21 protein-coding genes are annotated in these 23,243 nt (G+C 54.9%); 16 read left to right on the top strand and 5 right to left on the bottom strand.

Features of this window, described 5'->3' with window-relative positions:
- The first annotated feature begins 66 nt into the window (after positions 1 to 66).
- Positions 67 to 705, top strand: coding sequence for a peptide-methionine (S)-S-oxide reductase MsrA (gene msrA, locus H7850_RS10765; RefSeq protein ID WP_227369529.1), 639 nt, complete (start codon positions 67 to 69; stop codon positions 703 to 705).
- A gap of 65 nt (positions 706 to 770) precedes the next feature.
- Here the strand turns inward: msrA and can are convergent, their stop codons facing one another.
- Positions 771 to 1,430, bottom strand: coding sequence for a carbonate dehydratase (can, locus tag H7850_RS10760; protein WP_227369528.1), 660 nt, complete (start codon positions 1,428 to 1,430; stop codon positions 771 to 773).
- Between the two features lie 133 nt (positions 1,431 to 1,563).
- Here can and gorA point away from each other — a divergent pair, with 133 nt between their 5' ends.
- From gorA to yidD, 11 genes are all read left to right on the top strand, one after another.
- A complete protein-coding gene (gene gorA, locus H7850_RS10755; RefSeq protein ID WP_227369527.1) occupies positions 1,564 to 2,928 on the top strand; it encodes a glutathione-disulfide reductase in 1,365 nt (454 codons plus the stop codon).
- A 233-nt stretch (positions 2,929 to 3,161) separates the two neighbouring features.
- The gene (ectA, locus tag H7850_RS10750) at positions 3,162 to 3,740 is read left to right on the top strand and encodes a diaminobutyrate acetyltransferase (RefSeq protein ID WP_227369526.1); all 579 of its coding nucleotides are present in this window, start codon (positions 3,162 to 3,164) and stop codon (positions 3,738 to 3,740) included.
- Positions 3,741 to 3,786: 46 nt separating this feature from the next.
- Positions 3,787 to 5,067: a diaminobutyrate--2-oxoglutarate transaminase gene (ectB, locus tag H7850_RS10745; protein ID WP_227369525.1), complete on the top strand. Its 1,281-nt coding sequence runs from the start codon at positions 3,787 to 3,789 to the stop codon at positions 5,065 to 5,067.
- A gap of 92 nt (positions 5,068 to 5,159) precedes the next feature.
- Positions 5,160 to 5,585, top strand: a complete 426-nt coding sequence (locus H7850_RS10740; RefSeq protein WP_227369524.1) for an ectoine synthase — start codon at positions 5,160 to 5,162, stop codon at positions 5,583 to 5,585.
- A 378-nt stretch (positions 5,586 to 5,963) separates the two neighbouring features.
- Positions 5,964 to 7,574: a glucan biosynthesis protein G gene (locus tag H7850_RS10735; protein WP_227369523.1), complete on the top strand. Its 1,611-nt coding sequence runs from the start codon at positions 5,964 to 5,966 to the stop codon at positions 7,572 to 7,574.
- A gap of 144 nt (positions 7,575 to 7,718) precedes the next feature.
- On the top strand, positions 7,719 to 8,966 hold the full coding sequence (locus H7850_RS10730) for an acyltransferase family protein (protein ID WP_227369522.1): 1,248 nt from the start codon (positions 7,719 to 7,721) through the stop codon (positions 8,964 to 8,966).
- 185 nt (positions 8,967 to 9,151) lie between these two features.
- On the top strand, positions 9,152 to 9,997 hold the full coding sequence (locus H7850_RS10725) for an ATP-dependent zinc protease (RefSeq protein ID WP_319799278.1): 846 nt from the start codon (positions 9,152 to 9,154) through the stop codon (positions 9,995 to 9,997).
- Between the two features lie 7 nt (positions 9,998 to 10,004).
- Entirely contained in the window at positions 10,005 to 11,513 is a 1,509-nt protein-coding gene (locus H7850_RS10720; RefSeq protein ID WP_227369520.1) for an inactive transglutaminase family protein, read from the top strand.
- A gap of 3 nt (positions 11,514 to 11,516) precedes the next feature.
- Positions 11,517 to 12,488, top strand: a complete 972-nt coding sequence (locus tag H7850_RS10715) for an alpha-L-glutamate ligase-like protein (protein WP_227369519.1) — start codon at positions 11,517 to 11,519, stop codon at positions 12,486 to 12,488.
- 31 nt (positions 12,489 to 12,519) lie between these two features.
- A complete protein-coding gene (gene hisI / locus H7850_RS10710; protein WP_227369518.1) occupies positions 12,520 to 12,963 on the top strand; it encodes a phosphoribosyl-AMP cyclohydrolase in 444 nt (147 codons plus the stop codon).
- A complete protein-coding gene (gene yidD / locus H7850_RS10705) occupies positions 12,881 to 13,261 on the top strand; it encodes a membrane protein insertion efficiency factor YidD (protein ID WP_413614152.1) in 381 nt (126 codons plus the stop codon). The genes hisI and yidD overlap by 83 nt, the downstream gene beginning before the upstream one ends.
- 28 nt (positions 13,262 to 13,289) lie before the next feature.
- Here yidD and H7850_RS10700 read toward each other — a convergent pair whose 3' ends face one another.
- On the bottom strand, positions 13,290 to 13,706 hold the full coding sequence (locus tag H7850_RS10700) for a SufE family protein (protein WP_227369516.1): 417 nt from the start codon (positions 13,704 to 13,706) through the stop codon (positions 13,290 to 13,292).
- 334 nt (positions 13,707 to 14,040) lie between these two features.
- Here H7850_RS10700 and H7850_RS10695 point away from each other — a divergent pair, with 334 nt between their 5' ends.
- Both H7850_RS10695 and H7850_RS10690 read left to right on the top strand, forming a co-directional pair.
- On the top strand, positions 14,041 to 14,424 hold the full coding sequence (locus tag H7850_RS10695) for a hypothetical protein (RefSeq protein WP_227369515.1): 384 nt from the start codon (positions 14,041 to 14,043) through the stop codon (positions 14,422 to 14,424).
- Positions 14,425 to 14,505: 81 nt separating this feature from the next.
- The gene (locus tag H7850_RS10690) at positions 14,506 to 15,339 is read left to right on the top strand and encodes a hypothetical protein (protein ID WP_227369514.1); all 834 of its coding nucleotides are present in this window, start codon (positions 14,506 to 14,508) and stop codon (positions 15,337 to 15,339) included.
- 120 nt (positions 15,340 to 15,459) lie between these two features.
- Here H7850_RS10690 and H7850_RS10685 read toward each other — a convergent pair whose 3' ends face one another.
- The gene (locus tag H7850_RS10685; RefSeq protein WP_227369645.1) at positions 15,460 to 16,578 is read right to left on the bottom strand and encodes a tyrosine-type recombinase/integrase; all 1,119 of its coding nucleotides are present in this window, start codon (positions 16,576 to 16,578) and stop codon (positions 15,460 to 15,462) included.
- A gap of 270 nt (positions 16,579 to 16,848) precedes the next feature.
- Between H7850_RS10685 and H7850_RS10680 the strand changes: the two genes are divergently transcribed.
- Positions 16,849 to 17,814 carry a DNA-binding protein gene (locus H7850_RS10680; protein WP_227369513.1) on the top strand — a complete coding sequence of 322 codons (966 nt, stop codon included), beginning with the start codon at positions 16,849 to 16,851 and terminating at the stop codon, positions 17,812 to 17,814.
- Positions 17,815 to 17,839: 25 nt separating this feature from the next.
- Here the strand turns inward: H7850_RS10680 and H7850_RS10675 are convergent, their stop codons facing one another.
- Both H7850_RS10675 and nfuA read right to left on the bottom strand, forming a co-directional pair.
- The gene (locus H7850_RS10675; RefSeq protein ID WP_227369512.1) at positions 17,840 to 18,538 is read right to left on the bottom strand and encodes a haloacid dehalogenase type II; all 699 of its coding nucleotides are present in this window, start codon (positions 18,536 to 18,538) and stop codon (positions 17,840 to 17,842) included.
- 130 nt (positions 18,539 to 18,668) lie between these two features.
- On the bottom strand, positions 18,669 to 19,256 hold the full coding sequence (nfuA, locus tag H7850_RS10670; protein ID WP_227369511.1) for a Fe-S biogenesis protein NfuA: 588 nt from the start codon (positions 19,254 to 19,256) through the stop codon (positions 18,669 to 18,671).
- A gap of 209 nt (positions 19,257 to 19,465) precedes the next feature.
- Between nfuA and metH the strand changes: the two genes are divergently transcribed.
- A complete protein-coding gene (gene metH / locus H7850_RS10665; RefSeq protein WP_227369510.1) occupies positions 19,466 to 23,206 on the top strand; it encodes a methionine synthase in 3,741 nt (1,246 codons plus the stop codon).
- Positions 23,207 to 23,243: the final 37 nt, after the last annotated feature.

The raw sequence follows: 23,243 nt of genomic DNA, 5'->3' as shown, positions 1-23,243 counted from the left end.
CTTGTTAGTCGTCTAATAATGCCGTTGCTATCGAACATGCCTGAACGCTTGAAAGGAGTATTTGCCATGTTGGCACGTAACAAACAGCAGCTACCCTCTACCGATGAAGCCTTGCCCGGGCGTGATGCGGCAATGGTCATTTCCGGCAAACACCTGGTCAATGGACGTTCACTGTTGCCGCCTTTTCCTGAAGGGTATGAAGACATCGTGTTGGGGCTGGGCTGTTTCTGGGGTGCGGAGCGCTTGTTCTGGAAGCTACCCGGCGTGTACGTCACTGCGGTGGGCTATGCTGGAGGGGTTACGCCCAATCCCAGCTATGAAGAAACCTGCAGTGGTCGTACCGGTCATGCCGAGGTGGTACGTGTGATCTATGACCCGAACGAAACTCGTCTGGCGTCATTACTGCAGGCCTTTTGGGAGGCCCATGATCCAACCCAGGGCATGCGCCAGGGTAATGATGTGGGGAGCCAGTATCGCTCAGCGATCTATACCACCAGCGATGCTCAACAGCGCCAGGCACTCGAAAGCCGTGATCAGTATCAGCAGGCGCTACAAGACGCCGGCCAGGATGCCATCACCACGGAAATCAAGCCCTTGGAGAATTTCTACTATGCTGAGGAGTATCACCAGCAGTACCTGGCCCGCAACCCCAATGGTTACTGTGGGTTGAAGGGAACAGGGGTGAGCTGCGCGATAAGCGGATAGCTCTCATAAACGTTTACAGTGTCACCCCAAGTAGACGGCTAGGCGGAATTCTTGATGAACCGACCTCAATCGCTATCGCTATCCGCCACTGGCTCGAAACGATCGACGCGATAAAGCTGTGGCACCTGATCGAGACCGTCGATCCTGCAATCGAGCTCGTTGACCAGGCCATCGTCCAGACTATAGACCCAGCCATGCAATGATAGTGGTTGACCCCGAAGCCAGGCGCGCTGAACGATCTTGGTATGGGCCAGGGTATTCACCTGACTTTCGACATTGAGTTCGCACATACGGTCGACCTGCCGCTTGAGCGGTAACTCTCCAAGTTCACTGCGATGGCGGCTATACAGTTCGCGTACCGAATGTAACCAGAAATCGACCATGCCGTTCTCGCCACCGGTGATAGCGGCCTTGATTCCCCCACAGCCGTAGTGGCCTACGATCATGATGTGCTTGACCTTTAGTACATCGACAGCGAACTGCACTACTGATAGCGCATTCATATCATTGTGATACAGGATGTTGGCCACGTTGCGATGAACGAAGACTTCACCCGGTGGCAGATCGATGATCTGATTGGCCGGTACGCGACTGTCGGAGCAGCCGATCCATAGATAGTCAGGGTTCTGCTGTTGAGACAAACGAGAAAAGAACTCGGGGTCCTCTTTACGCATGGACGTTGACCAGGTTCGATTCTGCTCGAGCAGTCTCTCGATATCGCTCACTATTTTCTTCCTTAGGCGGATCTAACCTGAATTTTTACCCTTCATCATAGGCTGGGTCAATCGACAGCATTACTCCCGAGGAACGCACTTGGCTGGTATCATCGCCACAAATCAAGACTGGAGAACAATCAACGTGACTGATTACGATTATGACTTGTTCGTCATCGGGGCCGGTTCCGGCGGTGTGCGTGCCGCACGCACGGCAGCTGCCACCGGCGCTCGCGTCGCCATTGCCGAAGATCGCTATTTGGGCGGTACCTGTGTCAACGTCGGCTGTGTCCCCAAAAAACTTTATTCGTATGCGGCTCATTTTCACGAGGCTTTCACTGAAAGCGCCGGCTTTGGCTGGCAACTCCCTCAGCCGGCAGAGTTCGACTGGGCAACGCTTCGGGACAACAAGATCGAGGAGATCAAGCGCCTCAATGGTATCTATGGGCGCTTACTCGAAGGCGCCGATGTACGCTTGATCAACGGTCGCGCGCGAGTCATCGATGCGCATAACGTGGAAGTGGTCGGTGAAACCATCAGCGCAGCAAAAATTCTGGTGGCAGTGGGCGGCTGGCCCTGGACACCGGATTTCCCCGGTAAAGAACACGCCCTGAACTCCAACGATGTGTTCGACCTCGAGACCTTTCCCAAGCGCTTTCTAGTACTGGGAGGCGGTTATATTGCAGTCGAGTTTGCGAGCATCTTCAACGGCTTGGGTAGCGATTCGCATCTGGTCTATCGCGGTGAACTGTTCCTGCGTGGTTTCGACCATGAGATACGGGAGTTCACCCGGAACGAAATGGAGAAGAAGGGCGTCAATCTGCATTTCGAGACCAACATCGAATCCGTTGAAAAACAGAGCGACGACTCCTTGAAAGTCACTCTGACCAACGGTGAGACCCTCGAAGTCGATGCGCTCTTGTCAGCCACGGGGCGGCGTCCGCATCTTCAAGGGCTTGGACTGGATAAGCTTGATATCGAACTGAATCCCGATGGCACGCTCAAGGTCAACGATCGCTTCGAAACCTCCATACCTTCCATTCTGGCTCTGGGCGATGTTACCGGCGCACCGGAACTTACACCGGTTGCGCTAGCCGAAGCAATGCACATGACTCGCGTGCATTTCGCCGACGAGAAGTTACCTACAATGGATTACAACAACATTGCCACCGCCGTATTCTGCCATCCCAATATAGGCACCGTGGGCCTATCCGAGGAAGCAGCCCGAGCAGAGTTCGGTGCGATACGCGTCTACACCGCGGATTTTCGCCCCATGAAGCATACGTTATCGGGTAGCGACGAGCGCTGTCTCATGAAGCTGATCGTCGATGATGCCAATGACCGCGTGGTCGGTGCCCATATGGTAGGGGAAGATGCCGGTGAGTTGATTCAGGGGATCGCCATCGCAGTTCGCGCGAAGCTGACAAAGGCGGACTTCGACGCGACGGTTGGCATCCATCCTACCGGGGCGGAAGAGTTCGTCACCATGAGAACGCCAACGCGTTGTTGAACTCTTTGCACCTCTATCCGAGTAAACCAGCAAATTTCAGGCCGCCTCAGAAGGCGGCTTTTTTTAGTTCGTCATGCCAGATATTGATCTAAACTTGAGAAATCGATTCAAGTAGTGGCGACCACTTGCATAAAAAATAATTATGGATACAGCTTATGGCAATAATGCTATATTTTGATTGATGCTCATGCGCCTGTTACAATCTATCTATTCTCGCAATGGCGACCCTGGACATGGATGCATCCACACCACCGTTTACCCCGTCAGCGGACTTGGCTAAAAGCAACATTGCAGATGCCATCGTCGGACAGACTGGCAACCCTTTGTTCATTCGAAAACCTGCCACGGGAGACGGTTGGGGCATTTACGAGCTGGTAAAATCCTGCCCGCCATTGGATGTCAATTCTGCTTATGCCTATCTGCTGCTGGCCACCCAGTTTCGTGATAGCAGTGCGGTGGCCACCAATGAAGAGGGCGAAATCGTGGGGTTCGTATCCGGCTATACCAAGCAGAGCGCGTCGGACACCTATTTTCTGTGGCAAGTGGCCGTGGGCGACAAGGCCCGTGGCACCGGTCTGGCAAGGCGCCTGGTCGAGGCGATCCTGGGCCGACCCGAATTGTCATCGGTGCGCCATCTTGAAACCACGATAACACCGGATAACGCCGCGTCCTGGGGTTTGTTCAGACGGCTCGCCGATCGCTGGCAGGCGCCGTTGAACAGCCGGGAATACTTTTCCACCGAGCAGCTGGGCGGAGAGCACGACCCCGAAAACCTGGTGCGCATCGGTCCCTTTGACCCCCAGCACATCTAATCCAAGATTCTCCACTCTATTTAGCCATCTCATGAGAGGTTATAGCATGCAGACCAAGATTCTCGAACGCATGGAATCAGACGTTCGTACCTATTCTCGTTCGTTTCCGACAGTATTCACGAAAGCCCAGGGTGCTAGGCTGCATACCGAAGACGGGAAGAGCTATATCGACTTCCTGGCAGGTGCGGGCACACTGAACTATGGCCACAACAATCCCAAGATCAAGCAAGCACTGGTCGATTACATCTCCTCCGACGGTATCGTCCACGGGTTGGATATGTGGTCCGAAGCCAAGCGGGATTATCTCGAAACCCTGGAAGAGGTCATCTTCAAGCCGCGTAACCTGAATTATAAGGTGCATCTGCCTGGCCCTACGGGTACCAATGCCGTAGAGGCAGCGATTCGTCTGGCTCGGGTTGCCACCGGCCGCCATCACATCGTGTCCTTCACCAACGGTTTTCATGGTGTGACCATGGGCTCGCTAGCGACTACCGGGAACCGCAAGTTCCGTGAAGCTACTGGCGGTATTCCCACTCAGGGGGCCAGTTTCGTGCCCTTTGACGGCTACATGGGGGACCATGTCGACACCCTGGATTACTTCGAGAAATTGCTGGGCGACAACTCCGGTGGCCTTGATCGTCCCGCAGGCGTAATCATTGAAACCGTGCAAGGCGAGGGCGGTATCAACGTCGCGGGCCTCGACTGGCTCAAGCGCCTGGAGCAGATCTGTCGCGACCATGAGATTCTGCTGATCGTGGATGACATTCAGGCAGGCTGCGGGCGTACCGGCAAGTTCTTCAGCTTTGAGCATGCGGGCATCACCCCGGATATCATCACCAACTCCAAGTCGCTATCCGGCTATGGGCTGCCATTTGCTCATGTGCTGATGCGCCCGGAACTGGATAAGTGGAAGCCGGGCCAGTACAACGGTACGTTCCGCGGGTTTGCGCTGGCTTTCACCACGGCGGCTGCCGCAATGCGCGAGTTCTGGTCCAATGACGTGCTCGAGCGCGATGTACAGCGCAAAGGGCGTATCGTCGAAGATCGTTTTCAGAAGATCGCCGCCTGGTTGAACGAAAAGGGTCTAAGCGAAAAAGGGCACTCTGCAAGCGAGCGCGGACGCGGATTGATGCGCGGCCTGGATGTCGGCTCGGGCGATGTTGCCGACAAGATCACCGCTCAGGCTTTCAAGAACGGGCTGATCATTGAAACCTGCGGTTCGGATGGTCAGGTAATCAAATGCTTGTGCCCGCTGACTATCAGCGACGAAGATCTCGTCGAAGGACTGGATATTCTTGAAGCCAGTGCCAAGGAAGCTCTAAGCTGAAGTTGCTGACTGACACGACCATGCGGGCGCATTGGCGTCCGCATGCTTCAGCAAGATGTTTATAAGACACTCATAAGAAAGGGATATCGCTCATGATCGTTCGCAATCTCGAAGAAGCCCGCAACACCGAGCGCTTTGTAACTGCCGCCAATGGAAATTGGGACAGTACGCGTTTGTCGTTGGCCCAGGATGGCGGCAAGTGCTCGTTCCATATCACGCGGATCTATGAAGGAACCGAAACTCACATTCACTACAAGCATCATTTCGAAGCGGTGTACTGCATCGAAGGTGAAGGTGAAGTAGAAACCTTGGCCGATGGCAAGATCTGGCCGATCAAGCCGGGCGATATCTATATTCTCGATCAACATGACGATCACTTGTTGAGAGCCAGCAAGACCATGCACCTGGCCTGCGTGTTCACACCGGGCCTGACCGGTAACGAAAACCACCGGGAAGATGGCTCCTACGCGCCAGCGGACGAAAAGGCAGACGAAGCAGACGACAACAAGCCGCTCTAAATCATCACGCTGACAAACATCGGAACCATAGCGACCCTGATGACAATGTCATTAGGGTCGCTGTTAGTTGATTCACAGCTTCATGGGATTCATGGAAAAGGCATCTTTAACTTCGCATAATGTATATTATGTTAAATTAAGTATTCGCGTGATGATTCTTGTCCCATTTCTTTTTTAGCCTTCATGGCTCAAGCGTGTCTACTAGGACTCAGGCAGATAATGTTCAAAGAATGACAAACCTCCACCATTCTCCTTTCTTTCTGCTTATCCCTCTACCAAGATGGCGATCAGCGCTTCAGCTGTAGTCTATTAAAATGTACTCTTCCCAGCGCCTGCATTCAGACAGCGATCTTCAAGAATCCAACGAAGGAGTGACATGTGAGCGATTCGACACTGCAACGCATTACCACCCTTGATAGAAAACGCGTTGCTTGCCCTTACCGTTTAACCATGATGGCCGGATTGTGGATGGCACTCACGGCTCCAGCAGCCTTGGCTTTCGATTTCGAGGACGTGGCGAACAAGGCAAAACAGCTCGGCCAGCAAGATTATCAGCCTCCGGAGACCAATACGACTCCGAAGCTGCGGAATCTTGAATATGAGCAATACGCTCAGATTCAGTATCAAATGGATCGTGCTCTGTGGCGTGATGAACAGCTACCCTTCAATTTAAGTTTTTTTCATGAAGGAATGCATTATGTCAGCGCCGTAAAAATGAACGTGATTGATGATAGCGGCGTTCATGAAATCGCCTTCAAGCCTGAAAACTTTCACTATGGTGATGTAGAGCTTTCTGAAGAAGATCTCCAGGATCTGGGCTTTGCGGGTCTCAAGATTCATTACCCCATCAATAATCCCGATACCATCGACGATGAGATCATGGTCTTTCAAGGCGCCAGCTATTTCCGCGTGATTGGCCGCAACCAGATTTATGGGCTGTCCGGCCGCGGGCTGGCAATCGATACGGAAACCCCGTCTGAAACGGATGCGCCTTCCGGCGAGGAGTTTCCTGATTTTCGCGAATTCTGGATCGAGAAACCCAGCCCTGACAGTGATTCCCTGACCATCTTCGCGTTACTCGACTCTCCCAGTGCAACAGGAGCTTACCGCTTTGTCCTGCAGCCAGGGGAAGATTCAAAACTCGATGTAAAATCGCGTATTTTCTTGCGCAATCCTGTTCAGAAGCTGGGTATTGCGCCATTGACCAGCATGTTCCTCTTCGGCCCGAGTCAGCCTTCGCCAACCTTGAATTACCGCCCCGCCATACACGACTCCAACGGGTTGCTGGTGCACGGTGAAAAAGCTGGCTGGATATGGCGCCCGCTGGTCAACCCAAAAGAGGTGGAAGTCAGTGAACAACACATCGAAGCCTTGAAAGGCTATGGCCTTCTACAGCGCAGTCACGACTTTCATGACTACGAGGATCTGATCGATCGTTACGATCTGCGTCCGAGCGCCTGGGTAGAACCGCAAAACGATTGGGGGTCCGGCGCCCTGGAACTGATCGAGATCCCGACCGAAAATGAAACCAACGACAATATGGTGGCTTTGTGGAAGCCCGATGAAATGCCGGAAGTCGGTGAAGCTGCCGATTTCAATTACCGCATGTCCTGGACCAAAAACGAAAACCACTACCATGATGCATCCTCGTCCTGGGTCGACAGCACCATGCGCTCTCGCGGCGAAGTGCGTCAGAACGATCTAATTCGTGAGCCCGATGGTTCGATCGCTTTCATTATCGATTTCAAGGGACCGGCATTGGATTCGCTGTCGCCGGACACCCAGCCTACCGTTCAGATCAATGTGGGTGACAACGGTGAATTGGTCGAAAGTCAAGTCATTCGCAACACCGGCGAAGGCGGTTGGCGTGCCGTCTTGCGGGTCAAGCGTAACGATGATTCTCGGCCGCTGGAAATACGCGCGCACTTGCAAGACGGCGATCACCCGCTTTCAGAGACCTGGTTCTATCGCATGCCTGTTGCCAATTGAAAAAGCATCAACGCGTGGAAATCGATGCATGCCGGTTGTTGCATGGCGTTTGAACAGCCGGTGTGCATCTTTCGATTTTCTCTATTTAGCTGAACACAAGACTCGAATGAATTGACTCCTTCCAAGGCTCGAATGGAAAAACAAGTGGCAGCAAGCAAAAAGGAACGATTCATAGGGCTGGAATGGCTACGATTCTGGCTTGGACTCTATATCGTCATATTCCATACGCTGCATACCTACAAATCGATCAGTGGATGGTCTGGGTACATCACGGATATCGGCTTCTTTTCCACCAGTGCCTTCTTCGTTCTTTCAGGGTTTCTTCTAGCCCACGTCTATCTTGATGATCGCCAGCGCATGCGTGAGCCAGCAAGAAGTTTCTGGATCAAGCGTTTCTCCAATCTTTATCCGATTCATATTGGCGCAGTATTGCTGGCCATGGCGGTTTCGACGCTGATTGGCTATCTGGTCATCACGGAAGCCGACGCGAATGCCTCGATACGTTTCGTGCTTTACGACACCAACAACGGCTCCAGCCTGGAAAGCATAACGCACTACATGAGCAACGCAGAGCTGGCGTTGAGCGCCCTTCTGAACTTGACGCTGATGCATGCCTGGAATCCACTCTATCTAACCTTCAACCCTGTCACTTGGTCTATCTCTGCGCTGTTCTTTTTCTATCTGACCTTCCCCTGGATGGCGCCGCGGCTTTTCCGTATCAAATCCCCGTTCAGGGCCATGATGCTTCTCAATGCGATCTATCTGATCCCACCGATCATCGTGATCGCCTATACGGATTTCGGTATGCCGGAAACGGGCATCCTGCATCGAAACCCCTTGATAAGACTGCCTGAGTTCCTGGCCGGTATTCTGCTATGTTCGTTCTATACGAAACGCCGAGAACTAGGCCTCTCGATGGGACGCGCCGCGCAGTCATTGGCGCTTTTGTTCGTGGCCATCTGTATCGTCGTTGGCGTCTGGCTGCTGCGTCATCACGACTCTTTTTGGTACTACCTGTTGCACAATGGGCTGTTACTGCCCGCCCAGCTCGCGCTGATCTTCGTCGTTGCACACTGGTCGCCCTCCTCTGGCGCTGGCATGCGCCGTCTGGCTCATCGTCTGGGTGGCGCGTCATTGCCCATGTTTGCGCTTCATGTGCCTTTATTTGTCATCTTCACCCGCGTTGAACGGGTGCTCAGCGGCGAGCCGAGCCTTTGCCTGACCAGCATTCGCCAGTGCATGGATGCCGCCGGAGACACGTCCATATGGCTATATCCTGTCTTCCTGCTGTTTACCGTACTGTTTTGCATGATGTTCCAGGAGACCTTCGTGCTGGGCGTTCGGAAATGGATGCAGGGTAAGCTGTTAAGACCGGAACGCCGATCTGCCTGACTGAAGCCTAACATTGGGCTAATTTGCCCCTCTGAGAGTTGATCGAGGCAATGGCCCTATCGGCTTTATCTCGAATGGATGCATGGACGTTTCCACAGGGACTCCTTATCATCAGGCCCATTTGCCAGGCGGGTTTGTCAGCAGACAAGCGCGTATAATGAGGATTTTCAAGGATTTCAATGATCATGCCAATACGAAACGTGATGCTGGCATTCACTGCCGGAATGCTGCTCTTGGGCGGCTGCGCGCTCCAACCTCAATCACCAGACGAGAGTCGATTCGACGCTTTGGTCACCACGCCTCAACTCGATTCGCGCTTGAGCGCGCTTGAAGACAGTCTGGCCCAGCGCTGCGAAAGCGATGCTGATCGTCTCGAATCGCACACGGCGCGTCTCGATGAGGTTGGAGAAAGTGTCAACGCCATGAGTGGTACGCTGGGATCGCTACGGGCCGAAATCAAGAATTTGGGTGATGAAACGAGTGCGCCGCCCGCAGACTGCCCCACTAGCGATATAGAGGCATTGGAAAACAAGACCTTATTAGGGCGCACCGAATGGGTCGGCTTTCCTACCATCGGCACCTATCTGAAGGCACGGATCGACTCGGGTGCCAATACCGCTTCCATTTCCGCGAAAGATATCACCGAGTTCGAGCGGGAGGGAGAAAACTGGGTGCGCTTCAATTTGGCGCTTGATGAAGACGACACCGTCATCGATAGCGTCCGTGACAAGCCTATCGAAGCGGAGATCACCCGGCGTGTGCGTATCGTTCAAGCCTCCGGGGAAGAGAGCCGTCCGGTGATCACCTTGCTGATGCGTCTCGGACCGATCAAGCAAAACGTCGATTTCACCCTCAACGATCGCTCCCATCTGGACTATCCCGTACTGCTCGGACGGCGCTTCATGCTGGATATTGCGTTGATCGACGTATCTCAGAGCTACCTGCACGAACGTCCCGAATATCCAGGCGGTGAATCTGCCGATAGCGCGGCTCAAGACGAAGCCCGCGATGGTAAAGACGACAAGGAATAACGCTTTTATGTCTCGTGTCCCCTTTTATCTTCTGGTCGGCGTCCTGCTGATAGCCGGCATCGCAGTGACCGCGTATCGCCATGTTGCATTCGAGGTGCCATGGGTACCCGGCGAACAGCGCCAAGTCTGGGAAGTCGAAGCCCAGGTCAATTTCATCGCCGAAGATGGTTCTGCCAAAGTGAATCTGGCACTACCCACCAATCAGGAAGGGTTTCGCATCCTGACGGAGAATACGGGCTCTTCCGGTTTCGGACTCTCCTTTCTGGATGATGACCAGGGGCGCCGGGCACAGTGGGCCACTCGAGAAGCCCGCGGTAGCCAACAGCTCTATTATTCGGTTCAGCTTCTAGTCGCTCCCAATGCTGCTCGGCCTCGGGTCGAGCCTCCGCCGCCGGATGAGGAGGTATCCTGGGCACGTCCCTATGATACGGCCGCGCAAGAGGTCATCGATCAGGCTTATCGACGCTCCTCTGACGCCTTTACTTTCTCTAGGGAGTTGGTGCGTGCTTTTAGTGGCGATAGGCAGGATGAAAATGCCCGCCTGCTGTTGACCCAGTTCGACCGCCCCTCGCTACTGGTAAAGTTGCTTAATCAGGCTGGTGTTTCGGCCCGCAAGATTCATGGTCTATTGCTTGAAGACGGGCGTCGGCGGCAAAGCCTGACGACTTGGATACAGGTCTTCAATGCGGATGGTGACTGGGTCATCATCAACCCCACCAGTGGCGAGCAGGGTCGTCCTGATAATCTCCTGCTCTGGGAAGCTGGCGATCAAGCTGCTCTCGAGGTGCAAGGCGGACGTGATTCGAAGGTCACCTTCTCCATGCTGCAACACAATGAGCCGGCATCCGTGGCGGTACGCAATCAGCTGGCCAACGATACCCTGCTTAATTTCTCGATTCACAGCCTCCCGCTGGAAGAACAGTCGCTATTCAAGACCATTTTGCTGATTCCGATCGGCGCGCTCGTGGTCGTGTTACTGCGAGTGCTGATCGGCATCAAGACCTCCGGCACGTTCATGCCAGTGCTCATTGCCCTTGCCTTTATCCAGACCACGCTGTTCACCGGACTCATCGGGTTCCTGCTCGTCGTGGCAGTGGGCCTTGTGATCCGCAGTTATCTTTCACATCTCAACCTGTTATTGGTGGCGCGAGTATCGGCGGTGATCATTACGGTCATCGCCATCATCTCGATCTTCTCCGTCGTGGCCTATCGCATGGGGCTGAACGCGGGTCTTACGATCACCTTTTTCCCGATGATCATCCTTAGCTGGACCATCGAGCGCATGTCGATTCTCTGGGAAGAGGAAGGTCCCAAGGAGGTCTTGATTCAGGGGGGCGGCAGCTTGCTCACGGCGGTACTTGCTTATCTGGCCATGAACAATCCCTGGATACGCCATATCACCTTCAACTTCCTTGGCGTACAGCTGATCCTGATGGCATTCATCCTGCTGCTGGGCAACTACACCGGTTATCGGTTGCTGGAGTTGCGCCGCTTCAAGCCGATTACGGAGGATTGAGCCATGTGGGCAACCCCTTCACAGTTGAGAATTAAAGGCATCATCGGCATGAACCGGCGCAACATTCGTTATATTGGCCGCTACAATGATCGTCGCCTTTACCCGCTGGTGGACGACAAGCTGCAAACGAAGCTGCTGGCCAAGCGCTTCGGTGTCACCACGCCGGATCTGATTGGCACCATCAGCAACCAGTTCAGTGTCAAGCATGTCGCCAGGATGGTCGAGGGACATCTTGGCTTCGTCATCAAGCCCGCAAAAGGCAGCGGAGGCAAGGGCATCCTGGTGGTGGAGAATCAGGATAAAGAAGGCTACATCAAGCCAAGTGGCCACCGCTTGTACCGCGAGGATCTCGAGCGCCATGTCTCCAATATTCTGTCGGGGCTCTATTCCCTGGGGGGGTCACCGGATGTGGCGGTGGTAGAGGCGCTGATTGCTTTCGACGAATCGTTGGCGGAATACACCTATGAAGGCGTACCGGATATTCGCGTGATCGTATTCAAGGGCTATCCGGTCATGGCGATGATGCGCCTGTCCACTGCCGCGTCGGATGGCAAGGCCAACCTCCACCAGGGCGCCGTCGGCGTCGGTATCGACATCGCCACCGGCACTGCTGTGCGCGGCGTCCAGTTCGACCGCACACGCCTGGATCATCCGGATACCGGCCAGGAGCTTGTCAGTCTCAGGGTGCCCCACTGGGATACGCTGCTGAACCTCGCGGCCAGCTGTTATGAGATGACAAAGCTGGGTTATCTAGGTACCGACATGGTGCTGGATAAGATTCATGGCCCCATGCTGCTGGAGCTCAATGCACGTCCGGGGCTCGCCATCCAGATGGCCAATGGTGAAGGGCTTCGTAGGCGACTCGACCTTGTCGAGCGGCAGCCGGAAGGCATCGATGTGGATGCCCGAGTAGCCTTCTCACAGCAACATTTTGCCCGTCGCGGCGAACTTCAGGAGGCGGCACTTGCCTCCTGAGCCATCAAGCGCAGGCAAACCCAGGAAAAAGATGAGCGATCTATTCAAGCAACTTGAAGCGGCCGAGCCGGGCGTTCAGTATCCACTGCCACAGATTCTTGATGCCGTTCGCTGGAATGCAGATGGATTGATACCCGCCATCGCCCAGGAGCATGATAGCGGCGAAGTCTTGATGCTGGCCTGGATGAATCGACAATCTCTGGAAGAGACGCTGCATACCGGGCGCGTCTGCTACTGGTCCCGCTCCCGATGCAAGCTTTGGCGCAAGGGGGAATCTTCCGGTCAGGAACAGCATCTGAAATCGGCTCATCTCGACTGCGATGGTGACACTTTGCTGCTTCGTGTCGAACAAACCGGCCCTGCCTGCCATACTGGCAGGCGAAGCTGCTTTTATGTCGCGCTTGACGACGAGCGTGGCCACGTGGATGCCAAACCCCTTATCGATCCGAGTGCTCTTTATGGCAGCAAGGATTAAACAATTTCTTCGACGTGGCCTATCCATCCTATTAATCGGCGTTATTCGCCTTTATCAGTACGGCATCAGCCCTCTACTTGGCCCACGCTGTCGTTTCTGGCCCTCCTGCTCCTATTACGCCATCGAGGCCTTGCAGCTACATGGGCCTTTCAAGGGGGGCTGGCTAGCGTTAAAGCGTATTTCCAAGTGCCATCCCTGGCATGCGGGCGGCATCGATCCAGTGCCGCAAAAAAATGAACGCCCTTGCCACACTCCTTTTGAAGATGAACCAAACGGCTTTGAGGATTCGTCACGTTGACTACGCACTACGGTTATTCGGCAAGGCCCTAGTGCGCTACCTCCCGCTCCGCCACCGCATAAATACGCGTCAGCATGGCATGCAGCCCGTTGGCACGTGTCGGTGAAAGATGCTTGTCGAGCCCCAGTTCTTCCAGAAAGCGCGGTGTGGTCTCGGCAATTTCGATTGGCGTGCGATCGTTGTAAATGCGCATCAGTACCGCGATCAGCCCGGAAACGATGGCGGCATCCGAAGTGGCATCAAAATGAAGTGCCGAGCCCTGACGCTCGTGATGAATCCAGACATTGGACTGGCAGCCATCGATCTTCGTCTCTGGCGTCTTCATATCCTCGGGAAAAGCCGGTAACTGCTTACCCATGTCTATGATGTACTGATAACGATCCATCCAGTTATCGAATAAATCAAACTCCTCGATCAGCTCGGTTTGAGCCTCCTGAATACTCACTGCGCTTCTCCTGACTGATTTTCAACGACAGCCCAGTATAACGAAACAAGGGTGTTACCGCCTGCAGCAGGTCGACAATTTTACTATTAATGCAAAAATTCTAACCCTGCTACTTGCTATTTTGACAATCTGCCTCAGTAATTAACGCATTATAATAACCTGAGTTAAAAATAAATTTTTGTTTTGACCTGTCCCATCGACTCTACTAGCTTCATTTAAGTGCCCATGAATTCGATATGGATATTGTTGTTTCAGGTCACTATATTCGAGATGTTAAGAATATGGACGAAGTCGTTGCTCATAGAAATGAGCCACATAAAAAGGATTCTTGCCTATGCGTCACTCAATCGATAAAACACCCTCCGCTTCTCAAGCGTACATGCATAAACCCGGTGCTAAAAAAGCACTTTTGGCAAGCTTGGTTCTGTTAGGCGCAATCAGCCTTTCAGCCTGTGAGTCCGAAGAAGAAAGCTTTGATACCGAGGCTTCAAGCACCTCAGAGCAGTCTTCGTCATCTGAAGGTAAAACAAAGAGTGAAAAGCAGTCTTCCTCGTCGCAAGGTGCTCAGGAAGAGCGTCTTGAACCGAAGGAGAAGCCCAATAAAGAGCAAAGCGGAGAGTCGGAAATTTCTGCTAGTCAGGAAGATAGCAGGAATCCCGACGAGCCTTCCGATAGTAAAAAACGTGTAACGCCTGAAGAGCTAAACTCAGAAAATTGAATAGTTATTAGTTCAATCGTTAGCCGAAATTAAAAATTACTAGAACCCAGTAAGCAATCATAATTCAAGGAAGGATTTAATATGAAACTACTGAGCACACTCCCCCACGCATTTGCAGTCAGTACTCTGGCACTTGCTATAGCAAGTGGTTCCGCATTCGCACAAGATTCAGAATCACAAGAAGCCAACCTCGATATCACGATTGATCAGGCCAAGCCGGTCGTTAATGTCGAACAACCACGTCCGACTGTAACAGTCGATCAGCCGCAGCCAAAGATCAAGGTGTTCCAGCCGGCGCCAGAAGTCACTATCAGAATTCCTGAGCCCCGCATCGAGGTCACTCAGCCAGATGCCAATGTAAAAGTGGACATGCCTGATCCCAAGATCAGCATCCGGCAGCCTAAGCCGGACGTCTCTGTCGAGTCCAATCCGGATGTCAACGTCGAGCAGGCTCAGCCTCAGGTTCAGTTGCAAAAAGCAGACGCGCCTCAGGTCAACCTGAACAGAAGCGAAAGCCAGCCTGAGGTTTCTTACGAACAGGAAGAAGCCAAGGTCAATATCCAGCGTGAGGGCCAACAAGGGCAGTCTCAAAGTTCTCAGGGACAATCGCAGAAGTCGTTGATGGAGATGAAAGGCGAGCAAGTTCTCGAGCGCACGCTGATGACATCCAAAGACAACGAGGCTGGTCAGATCAAGGAGCTCGTCGTCGACAAGGACAGCAAGAAGCTCTTTGCCGTCCTCGGCGTCAAGGGCACGAATGATGAAGTCGTTTTGCCACTTGATGAGTTACAGCTCGAGCAGGGTCAGCTCAAGGTAGACAAGAGCATGGAAGAGATCGAGAGTGCTGAAACCTATGACGATAGCGAATATCAGCCCATCGCACTGGACGTGCCCATCAAACAGTTCGCTCAGTAAGTAGTAGTAAGCAGCAGCATCCGGTGGAACTGCCGGTAAGTTAGATTATCAATCAGCGGGACCTCCCCCTCCCCGCTGATTGTTTTTTTACGGAAGTAATTTTCCCATTCTGAACTTTATTCAGAGCCGACGGCTTTCAAGCTGATGAGCGGCAAGCTGACGCTGCCATTCGTCTGCTTCGGTGTGCAGATAGCGTGCTGTGGTATCAAGGCGTGAATGACGCGCCGTTTTAGCAAGATAACGCAGTTCGATGCCTGCCTGGGCCTGATGAGTGATCGCTGTATGACGCAGCCAATGCGGTGTTGCCTTTCGTAGCGTTTGCGCAAAGACAGCCCCGCCTTCATCTATCTCAATCTCTTGAGCAGCCTCTTTGAAACTCATCTTTATCAACCGATAAAGCTGATTGTCACCCAAGCTGCGTTTACCATTGAGCCCTCTTAGTACCGACCCTGACTCGTCCGCTTCAGGCAACGCAGTCAATCCCAGGTGCTCGCGCCACTCTCCAAGCAATGTAAGCATATCTGCAGGTACCGGGATGCTTGCAAGCTTGTCGCCCTTACCGATGACACGCCACCACCAGCGCCCTTCCCTGCAAAAGAAATCGCCCATCCTGGCCGAGGCCATTTCGCTGATACGTGGGGCCAGGAGATAGGCGAAACCAAAAATCAGCCGTCGCCGCCGCCAGAGGAAGTGCGCCCGTGAACTCGCGCTCTCTTCCAGAGGCCGATTCAGCCACTGCCATAGCCAGTCCCACAGCGGCCGCTCCAGATAGCGCTCAATTTCTTCTTGTCGATTGTCCAGCCGCCGGCGCTTGTCCCGCATCAAGCGAAAGGGATTGTGGGCTACCCAGCCTGCTTCCACTAGCCAGCTGAACAGCCCCTGCAGGATGATCAGACTCTGACGACGGCTTGCGGCAGTCAAAGGGCAGCGAAAAGGACGCCAATCGGGATGCGAACGCGGCCGTGGCGGCCCCACCCATTGCTCGGCGGGTAGCGGATTCGTTAGGAAGCCTTCGAACTCATCGAGTCGTCGACGATCCACGCTCGCAAGACTCAAGCGCTGCGCATCGAGCCATAGAAGCAAGCGCTCTGCCTCCTTGCGATAGGCGCGAAACGTCTGCGCACTCGCAGTGTACTCCTTGAGCCATTGCTCGACAGCCTGGGCGTCGCTATTAGCAACAATATGCGCTGAAACAGTGGTCGGCATCGCCTTAGACATGCTCTTCGACTCAGCCACCATCACTTCTCTATTGCCGCCATCACCGCTATCGCTGCCCTGCCGGTATTCCTTAGTCACTTTAGGCGCTTCTATCCAACAATACACGATGAGGGTATTGTTCATCTTACGCGGTAAAAATTCAAGATAAGGCGCGTAATCATGAATTTTTGTTTGTTTTGATAAATAAAATTACGTTTTATGTATTACGTAATAATTTAATTTGTTGGCAAATGGCGCTAAAATCTTCCGCATTACCGCTCTTTGAGCGGTCCGTTCGAACAGGAGAGCACCATGGCGCGTAGCGGCGTTCGGTATGAAGACGTACAAAAAGCCATTCACCAACTGCTGCAACGGGGTGAAACGCCGGGGGTGCAAAAGATTCGCGAGGTGCTCGGTACCGGCAGCTTCACCACCCTCAGCGAACATCTGCGACAATGGAAGATCGAGCGCGAGGAGAATCGCGACGAACCGCCCGCTCAGGACTTGCCCGAACCGCTGCAGACCTTGACCCAGGAGCTGTGGCATCAGGCCCAGGAAGCGGCGCGACAAGGCTTGGCCCAATATCGTGAAGAAGCGGATCAGCGTGTCTACGAATCGCAAAGCATCGAACAGGAAGCCCAGCGCCGAGCAGAAGACGCTATCCAGCGCGAATCCGCCATGGCCGAGCACTTGGCAGCCTTGCAGACACGTCTCGATGAAAAGAGCATGGTCCTGGCTCAAGTTCAGGCACAGCTCGACGCTAGCCATGCCGAACGTGAAAGCACGGCAGCAAAAAACGCACGCTTGGAAGAGCGACTCGATCAGCTACGTGAGCAGAGCAACGCGGAGGCCGCTGAATATAGACAGGCCCTGGATGAGCAAGCACGACAATTTGATGCGCGAATTGCCCAGGAGGAACAGCGGCATGAAACCGCCGAGGCCAAGCTCATGGCACTACTCGACGATGCTCGACGCGAACGCCAGGAACAGGAAAAGCAGCACGTCAAGCGTCAAGCGCAAACAGACAAACGCGTCGAGGGGCTAGAAATGTCTCTACAGGAACAACGCGCGGCGCTGGTTGAAGAGGAAGCGCGTCACCGCGAAGCGAAGTGGGAGCTACGGCGTTTCGGGGACACCGAGCGAGAAATGATTTTCAAACAAGAACAACTGGAGGCTCAGATTGCCGAGCGGGATCAGAGGCTCGAGCAGCTGCAGGAAGCGCTAAGAGAGGCTGAGACGCGGGTGGCAAGGACACCCCTGCCGCCGTTTGTGTATTGAAGATCGAGCCAAGCCAGCTCGGTTTTCAGGATGCTTGCCAGCGCTTAATAATCTGGTCGGCAAGATCCGTCAGTTCCGGTGCGACGAGATCCGGGTCCGGCACTTCAGTCGCGGGTAAGGTGGTGTTATAAGGCCGCGTGATGAGTGCACCACGGCAACCGGCAGCCTGAGCGCCAATCGTATCCCATAAATGACAGGCGACGAGACACAGATCCGAGGTTTCGGCTTTCATCTCTTGTGCCACGTGACGATAAGTGTCCAGGGCCGGTTTGAATTGCCGAACCGACTCGACACTGAAGCTGCGTTCGAAAAACTCCCCTATTCCGGCCCGTTCAAGCGGCGTGGGGGGTGAACTGCTTGCCGAATTAGTCAAGGTCACCAACCGAAAACCCGCCTCCTGCAGTTTTGTCAGAGCCGGGATGACATCGGAGTGTGCAGGCATGGAGCCTATCCGATCCTTCAGTTCTTCAACGTCACTCTCCGAGACGGTCACGTTGTGTATCTCAGCGACCATTCGCAAGATTCCTACACCGAGCTCGCCGAATGGCGTGTAAAGGCCCGAAAGAGTCATTGTCTGAGAGTAGAGAATTAGTTGCGCGAACCACTCTCTCAATGTGGATCGGCCGCCGAAGAGACGTTCGAACAGTGGCTCGAGGGTCGTAATATCGAGAAGCGTCTCGTTGATATCAAAAACAATGATCGATGGATGCACGTCTTTAGTCATGGGTCACCTTCCTCGGTCACGGTAAGTGCGAGCAGTCCTGCGATCAGGGCAGAATTGGCGCCCGACTGAACAAATAAAGCGAGCCACTCAATTCGGCGGCTCGCTTTCAGCAACGGCGTTACAGCATTGCTCAGTAGTAGGCGTTGGTGGTGTCCGTATGATCCGTCACATCACGAATACCGGCCAGCTCCGGAATGCGTTCGAGCAGCGTTTTTTCCACCCCATCCTTGAGGGTCAAGTCGACCGCCGCGCAGCCCTGGCAGCCGCCGCCAAACTGCAACACGGCGATATCCTCTTCCGTCAGCTGGATCAAGCGAATCTCACCGCCATGGGCTGCTAGTCCGGGATTGATTTCGCTATAAAGAATGTAGTTGACGCGATCTTCCAGAGGGCTGTCCGCATTGACCTTCGGCATCTTGGCGTTGGGCGCCTTGATGGTCAGTTGGCCGCCCATGCGGTCCGCATTGAAGTCCACCACCGCTTCTTCCAGAAACGGCAAACTGTTCTTGTCGAGATATACGGTTATCTTCTCAAGAGCCACCTTCTCATCGCTAGGCTCTTCTTCGCCAGGCCGGCAATAAGCCAGGCAGGTCTCCGCATAGGGCGTGCCCGGCTGGGTGATGAAGATGCGTACTGCGATGCCCTCGACATTCTGCTTCGACAGCAGTTCTGCAAGGTAGTCCTGGGCGCTATCGGTGATCTGGATGTTCTCGCTCATGGATACGACTCATCATGAAAGTTATGCCCCTAATGATAAAAAAATTCCCCTCGCAACACAATCCCGAGTGAAATACTTGGTTATAGCCTGGTGCCCAGCGCCGCGCGCTTTCTGATAAGATATTCAGATAATTTCAAACACCTTTTTGACTGTGATGCGCTCGGAAAACGCGCACGCCCCCCCCCGATCGCTGGAGACTGACGCTAACCATGGCTGCCGCTACTTCTCAACTGCAGGACTCGCTTGGCCCACTTAACCTCGCCGCTCCCCTGCCAGATGCTCTTAAACAGACCCTGGCCCAGCGCATTCTGATCCTGGATGGCGGCATGGGTACCATGTTGCAGAATGCCCGCTTGAGCGAAGAAGAGTTCCGTGGCGAACGTTTCAAGGACTGGCCGTCCCAGCTTCAGGGCAACAACGACCTGCTAGCGCTAACCCAACCGGAACTGGTGTTGCGCGTCCACCGCGATTATCTCGAAGCCGGTGCGGATATCATCGAGACCAACACCTTCAACAGCACCCGCCTATCCCAGTCTGATTACGGCATGGAAGAGCTGGTGGTGGAACTCAACCGCGAATCCGCCCGCCTGGCACGTCAGGTATGCGACGAAGTTGGCGAGGAAACCGGCGTGCCGCGCTATGTAGCCGGTGTGCTGGGGCCGACCAGCCGTACTGCCTCGCTGTCGCCGGACGTCAACGACCCGTCCAAGCGCAACGTCACTTTCGATGCGCTGCGGGAGAACTACCATGAAGCCGCCATCGCCCTGATCGAGGGCGGTGCCGACTTCATCATGATCGAGACCATCTTCGACACCCTGAACGCCAAGGCGGCGATCTACGCTCTTGAGGAACTGTTCGACGAGCGCGGCGAACGCCTGCCGGTGATGATCTCCGGCACCATCACCGATGCTTCTGGCCGTACCCTTTCGGGCCAGACCACCGAGGCGTTCTGGAACTCGGTGCGTCACGCCCAGCCCTTCTCCGTGGGTTTGAACTGCGCCTTGGGGGCTGCGGAACTGCGGCCCTATCTGGAAGAGCTTTCCAGCAAGGCGAACACCCTGGTCTCGGCGCACCCCAACGCGGGGCTACCCAACGAATTCGGCGAGTACGATCAAGACCCCGAAGAGATGGCGGCCATCATTCGCGAGTTCGCAGAAAGCGGCCTGTGCAACATCATCGGCGGTTGCTGCGGCACCACGCCGGAGCATATCGGTGCGATCCGTGATGCGGTGGATGGCATTGCGCCACGACAGATTCCCGAACGACCCGCTGCCTGTCGGCTATCAGGACTCGAACCCTTCAACATCGAAGCCGACTCGCTGTTTGTCAACGTCGGCGAGCGCACCAACGTCACCGGTTCCGCCCGCTTCAAGCGCCTGATCAAGGAAGAAGATTTCAATACCGCCCTGGAGGTTGCCCTGGAGCAGGTCGAGAACGGCGCCCAGGTGATCGACATCAACATGGACGAGGGCATGCTCGACTCCCAGGAGGCGATGGTGCACTTCCTGCATCTGGTCGCCTCGGAGCCGGATATTTCCCGGGTACCGATCATGATCGACTCCTCGAAGTGGTCAATTATCGAGGCCGGTCTCAAGTGCGTCCAGGGCAAAGCGGTGGTCAATTCGATCTCTCTCAAGGAAGGCGAAGATGCCTTCCGCGAACAGGCTCAGGCCTGTCGGCGTTTCGGCGCCGCCATCGTCGTCATGGCCTTCGATGAGGATGGCCAAGCCGATAGCCTGGCGCGCAAGACTGAGATCTGCGAACGCGCCTATCGCCTATTGGTGGATGATATCGGCTTCCCCGCCGAAGATATCATCTTCGACCCCAACATCTTCGCCATTGCTACCGGCATCGAGGAGCACAACAACTACGCGGTGGATTTCATCGAGGCCTGTCGCTGGATTCGCGATAATCTGCCCCATGCCATGCTCTCCGGCGGTGTCTCTAACGTGTCGTTTTCGTTTCGCGGTAACAACACCGTGCGCGAGGCGATCCACTCGGTCTTTCTCTATCACGCCATCAAGGCGGGCCTGACCATGGGCATCGTCAACGCCGGGCAGCTTGGGGTCTATGATGACCTGCCCACGGAGCTGCGTGACGCCGTGGAGGACGTAGTGCTCAATCGCCGCGAGGATGCTACCGAGCGGCTACTGGACCTTGCCGAACGCTACAAGAGCGACGCCGGCAGCGGCCCCAAGAAAGAAGATCTCGAGTGGCGCGGCTGGGAGGTCGAGAAGCGCATCGAGCACGCCCTGGTCAAGGGCATCACCGCCTATATAGAAGAAGACACGGAAATTGCCCGCCAACGTGCTCCACGTCCCATCGAGGTCATCGAAGGGCCTCTGATGGATGGCATGAATGTGGTCGGCGATCTGTTCGGCGACGGCAAGATGTTCCTGCCTCAGGTGGTCAAGTCCGCACGCGTCATGAAGCAAGCGGTGGCCTATTTGCTGCCCTATATCGAGGCGGAAAAAGACGAAGATACTCAGGCCAAGGGCAAGATCGTCATGGCTACGGTCAAGGGCGATGTCCACGATATCGGCAAGAACATCGTCGGCGTGGTCCTACAGTGCAACAACTATGACGTGGTCGATCTGGGCGTGATGGTGCCTGCCGAGAAGATTCTGCAGACCGCCATCGATGAAAAAGCCGACATCATCGGGCTTTCAGGGCTAATCACACCGTCGCTGGACGAGATGGTTCACGTAGCGAAAGAGATGCAGCGTCAAGGGTTTGAGATACCGCTGCTGATCGGCGGCGCCACCACCTCCAAGGCCCATACCGCGGTCAAGATCGATCAGCAGTACGACCAGCCGGTAATCTACGTGACCGACGCTTCGCGCGCGGTAGGCGTTGCTAGCCGCTTGCTGTCAAAGGAGGCGAAGCCCGCTTATATCGCCGACATTCACGCCGAGTACGAAAAGGTACGCGAGCGCAATGCCAAGCGACGGCCCAAGGCGGCGGACCTCTCCTACGCCGAGGCTCGGGAACGCCGCTTCCAGCCGGATTGGCAAGGCTATACCCCGCCCGCCCCGACTTTCACCGGTCTCAAGGTGTTCGAGAACTATGATCTCGAGGCGCTGGTCGAATACATCGACTGGACGCCGTTCTTTCTGAGCTGGCAGCTGAGTGGCAAATATCCCAAGATCCTCGATGACAAGGTGGTGGGCGAAGCGGCTCGCAGCCTGTTCGATGATGCCCAGACCATGCTGCGTAAACTCGTTGACGGAAAACATATCAACGCCCGGGGCGTGATCGGCCTGTGGCCGGCCAATAGTATCGATGACGACGTCATCGAGGTCTATGCGGACGAATCCCGAGAGACGGTCATCGAGCACCTGCACCATATTCGTCAGCAGATGACCAAGAACCGGGACGGCATCTGCTATAGCCTGGCGGACTTCATTGCGCCCAAGGAGACTGGCAAGCCGGACTGGATCGGCGGCTTCGCGGTCACTACCGGGCATGGCGCGGACGAGCTGGCCAAGCAGTACGAAGCCGCCGGTGACGACTACAACGCCATCATGATCAAGGCCCTGGCCGACCGTCTTGCGGAAGCCTTTGCCGAATGCATACACCAGCGAGTGCGCAAGGAGTACTGGGGCTACGTGCCTGAAGAAGCTCTTGATAATGACGCCATGATCGCCGAGAAATACCAGGGCATCCGCCCCGCGCCCGGCTATCCGGCCTGCCCGGATCATACCGAGAAAGCGACGCTATTCCGTCTGTTGGATGCTCCAGCCAAAACTGACATGATCCTAACCGACAGCTTCGCCATGTGGCCCGCGGCGGCGGTGTCGGGCTGGTATTTCGCCCATCCCGAGTCGAAGTACTTCTCCACCGGCAAGATCACCCGGGATCAAGTCGAGGCGCTGGCGGAACGCAAGCGGATGTCCATGAGCGAGCTCGAGCGCTGGCTGTCGCCGGTACTCTCCTACGACCCGGAATGATGTTGGCTGATCGCTGCGGGGCAATTGGAACTCGCTA

This window comes from Halomonas sp. M20, from assembly GCF_020622265.1.
Classification (GTDB): Bacteria; Pseudomonadota; Gammaproteobacteria; order Pseudomonadales; family Halomonadaceae; genus Modicisalibacter.
Note: the sequence above shows the minus strand (reverse complement) of the source record. Positions and strands in the feature narration are given on the sequence as shown.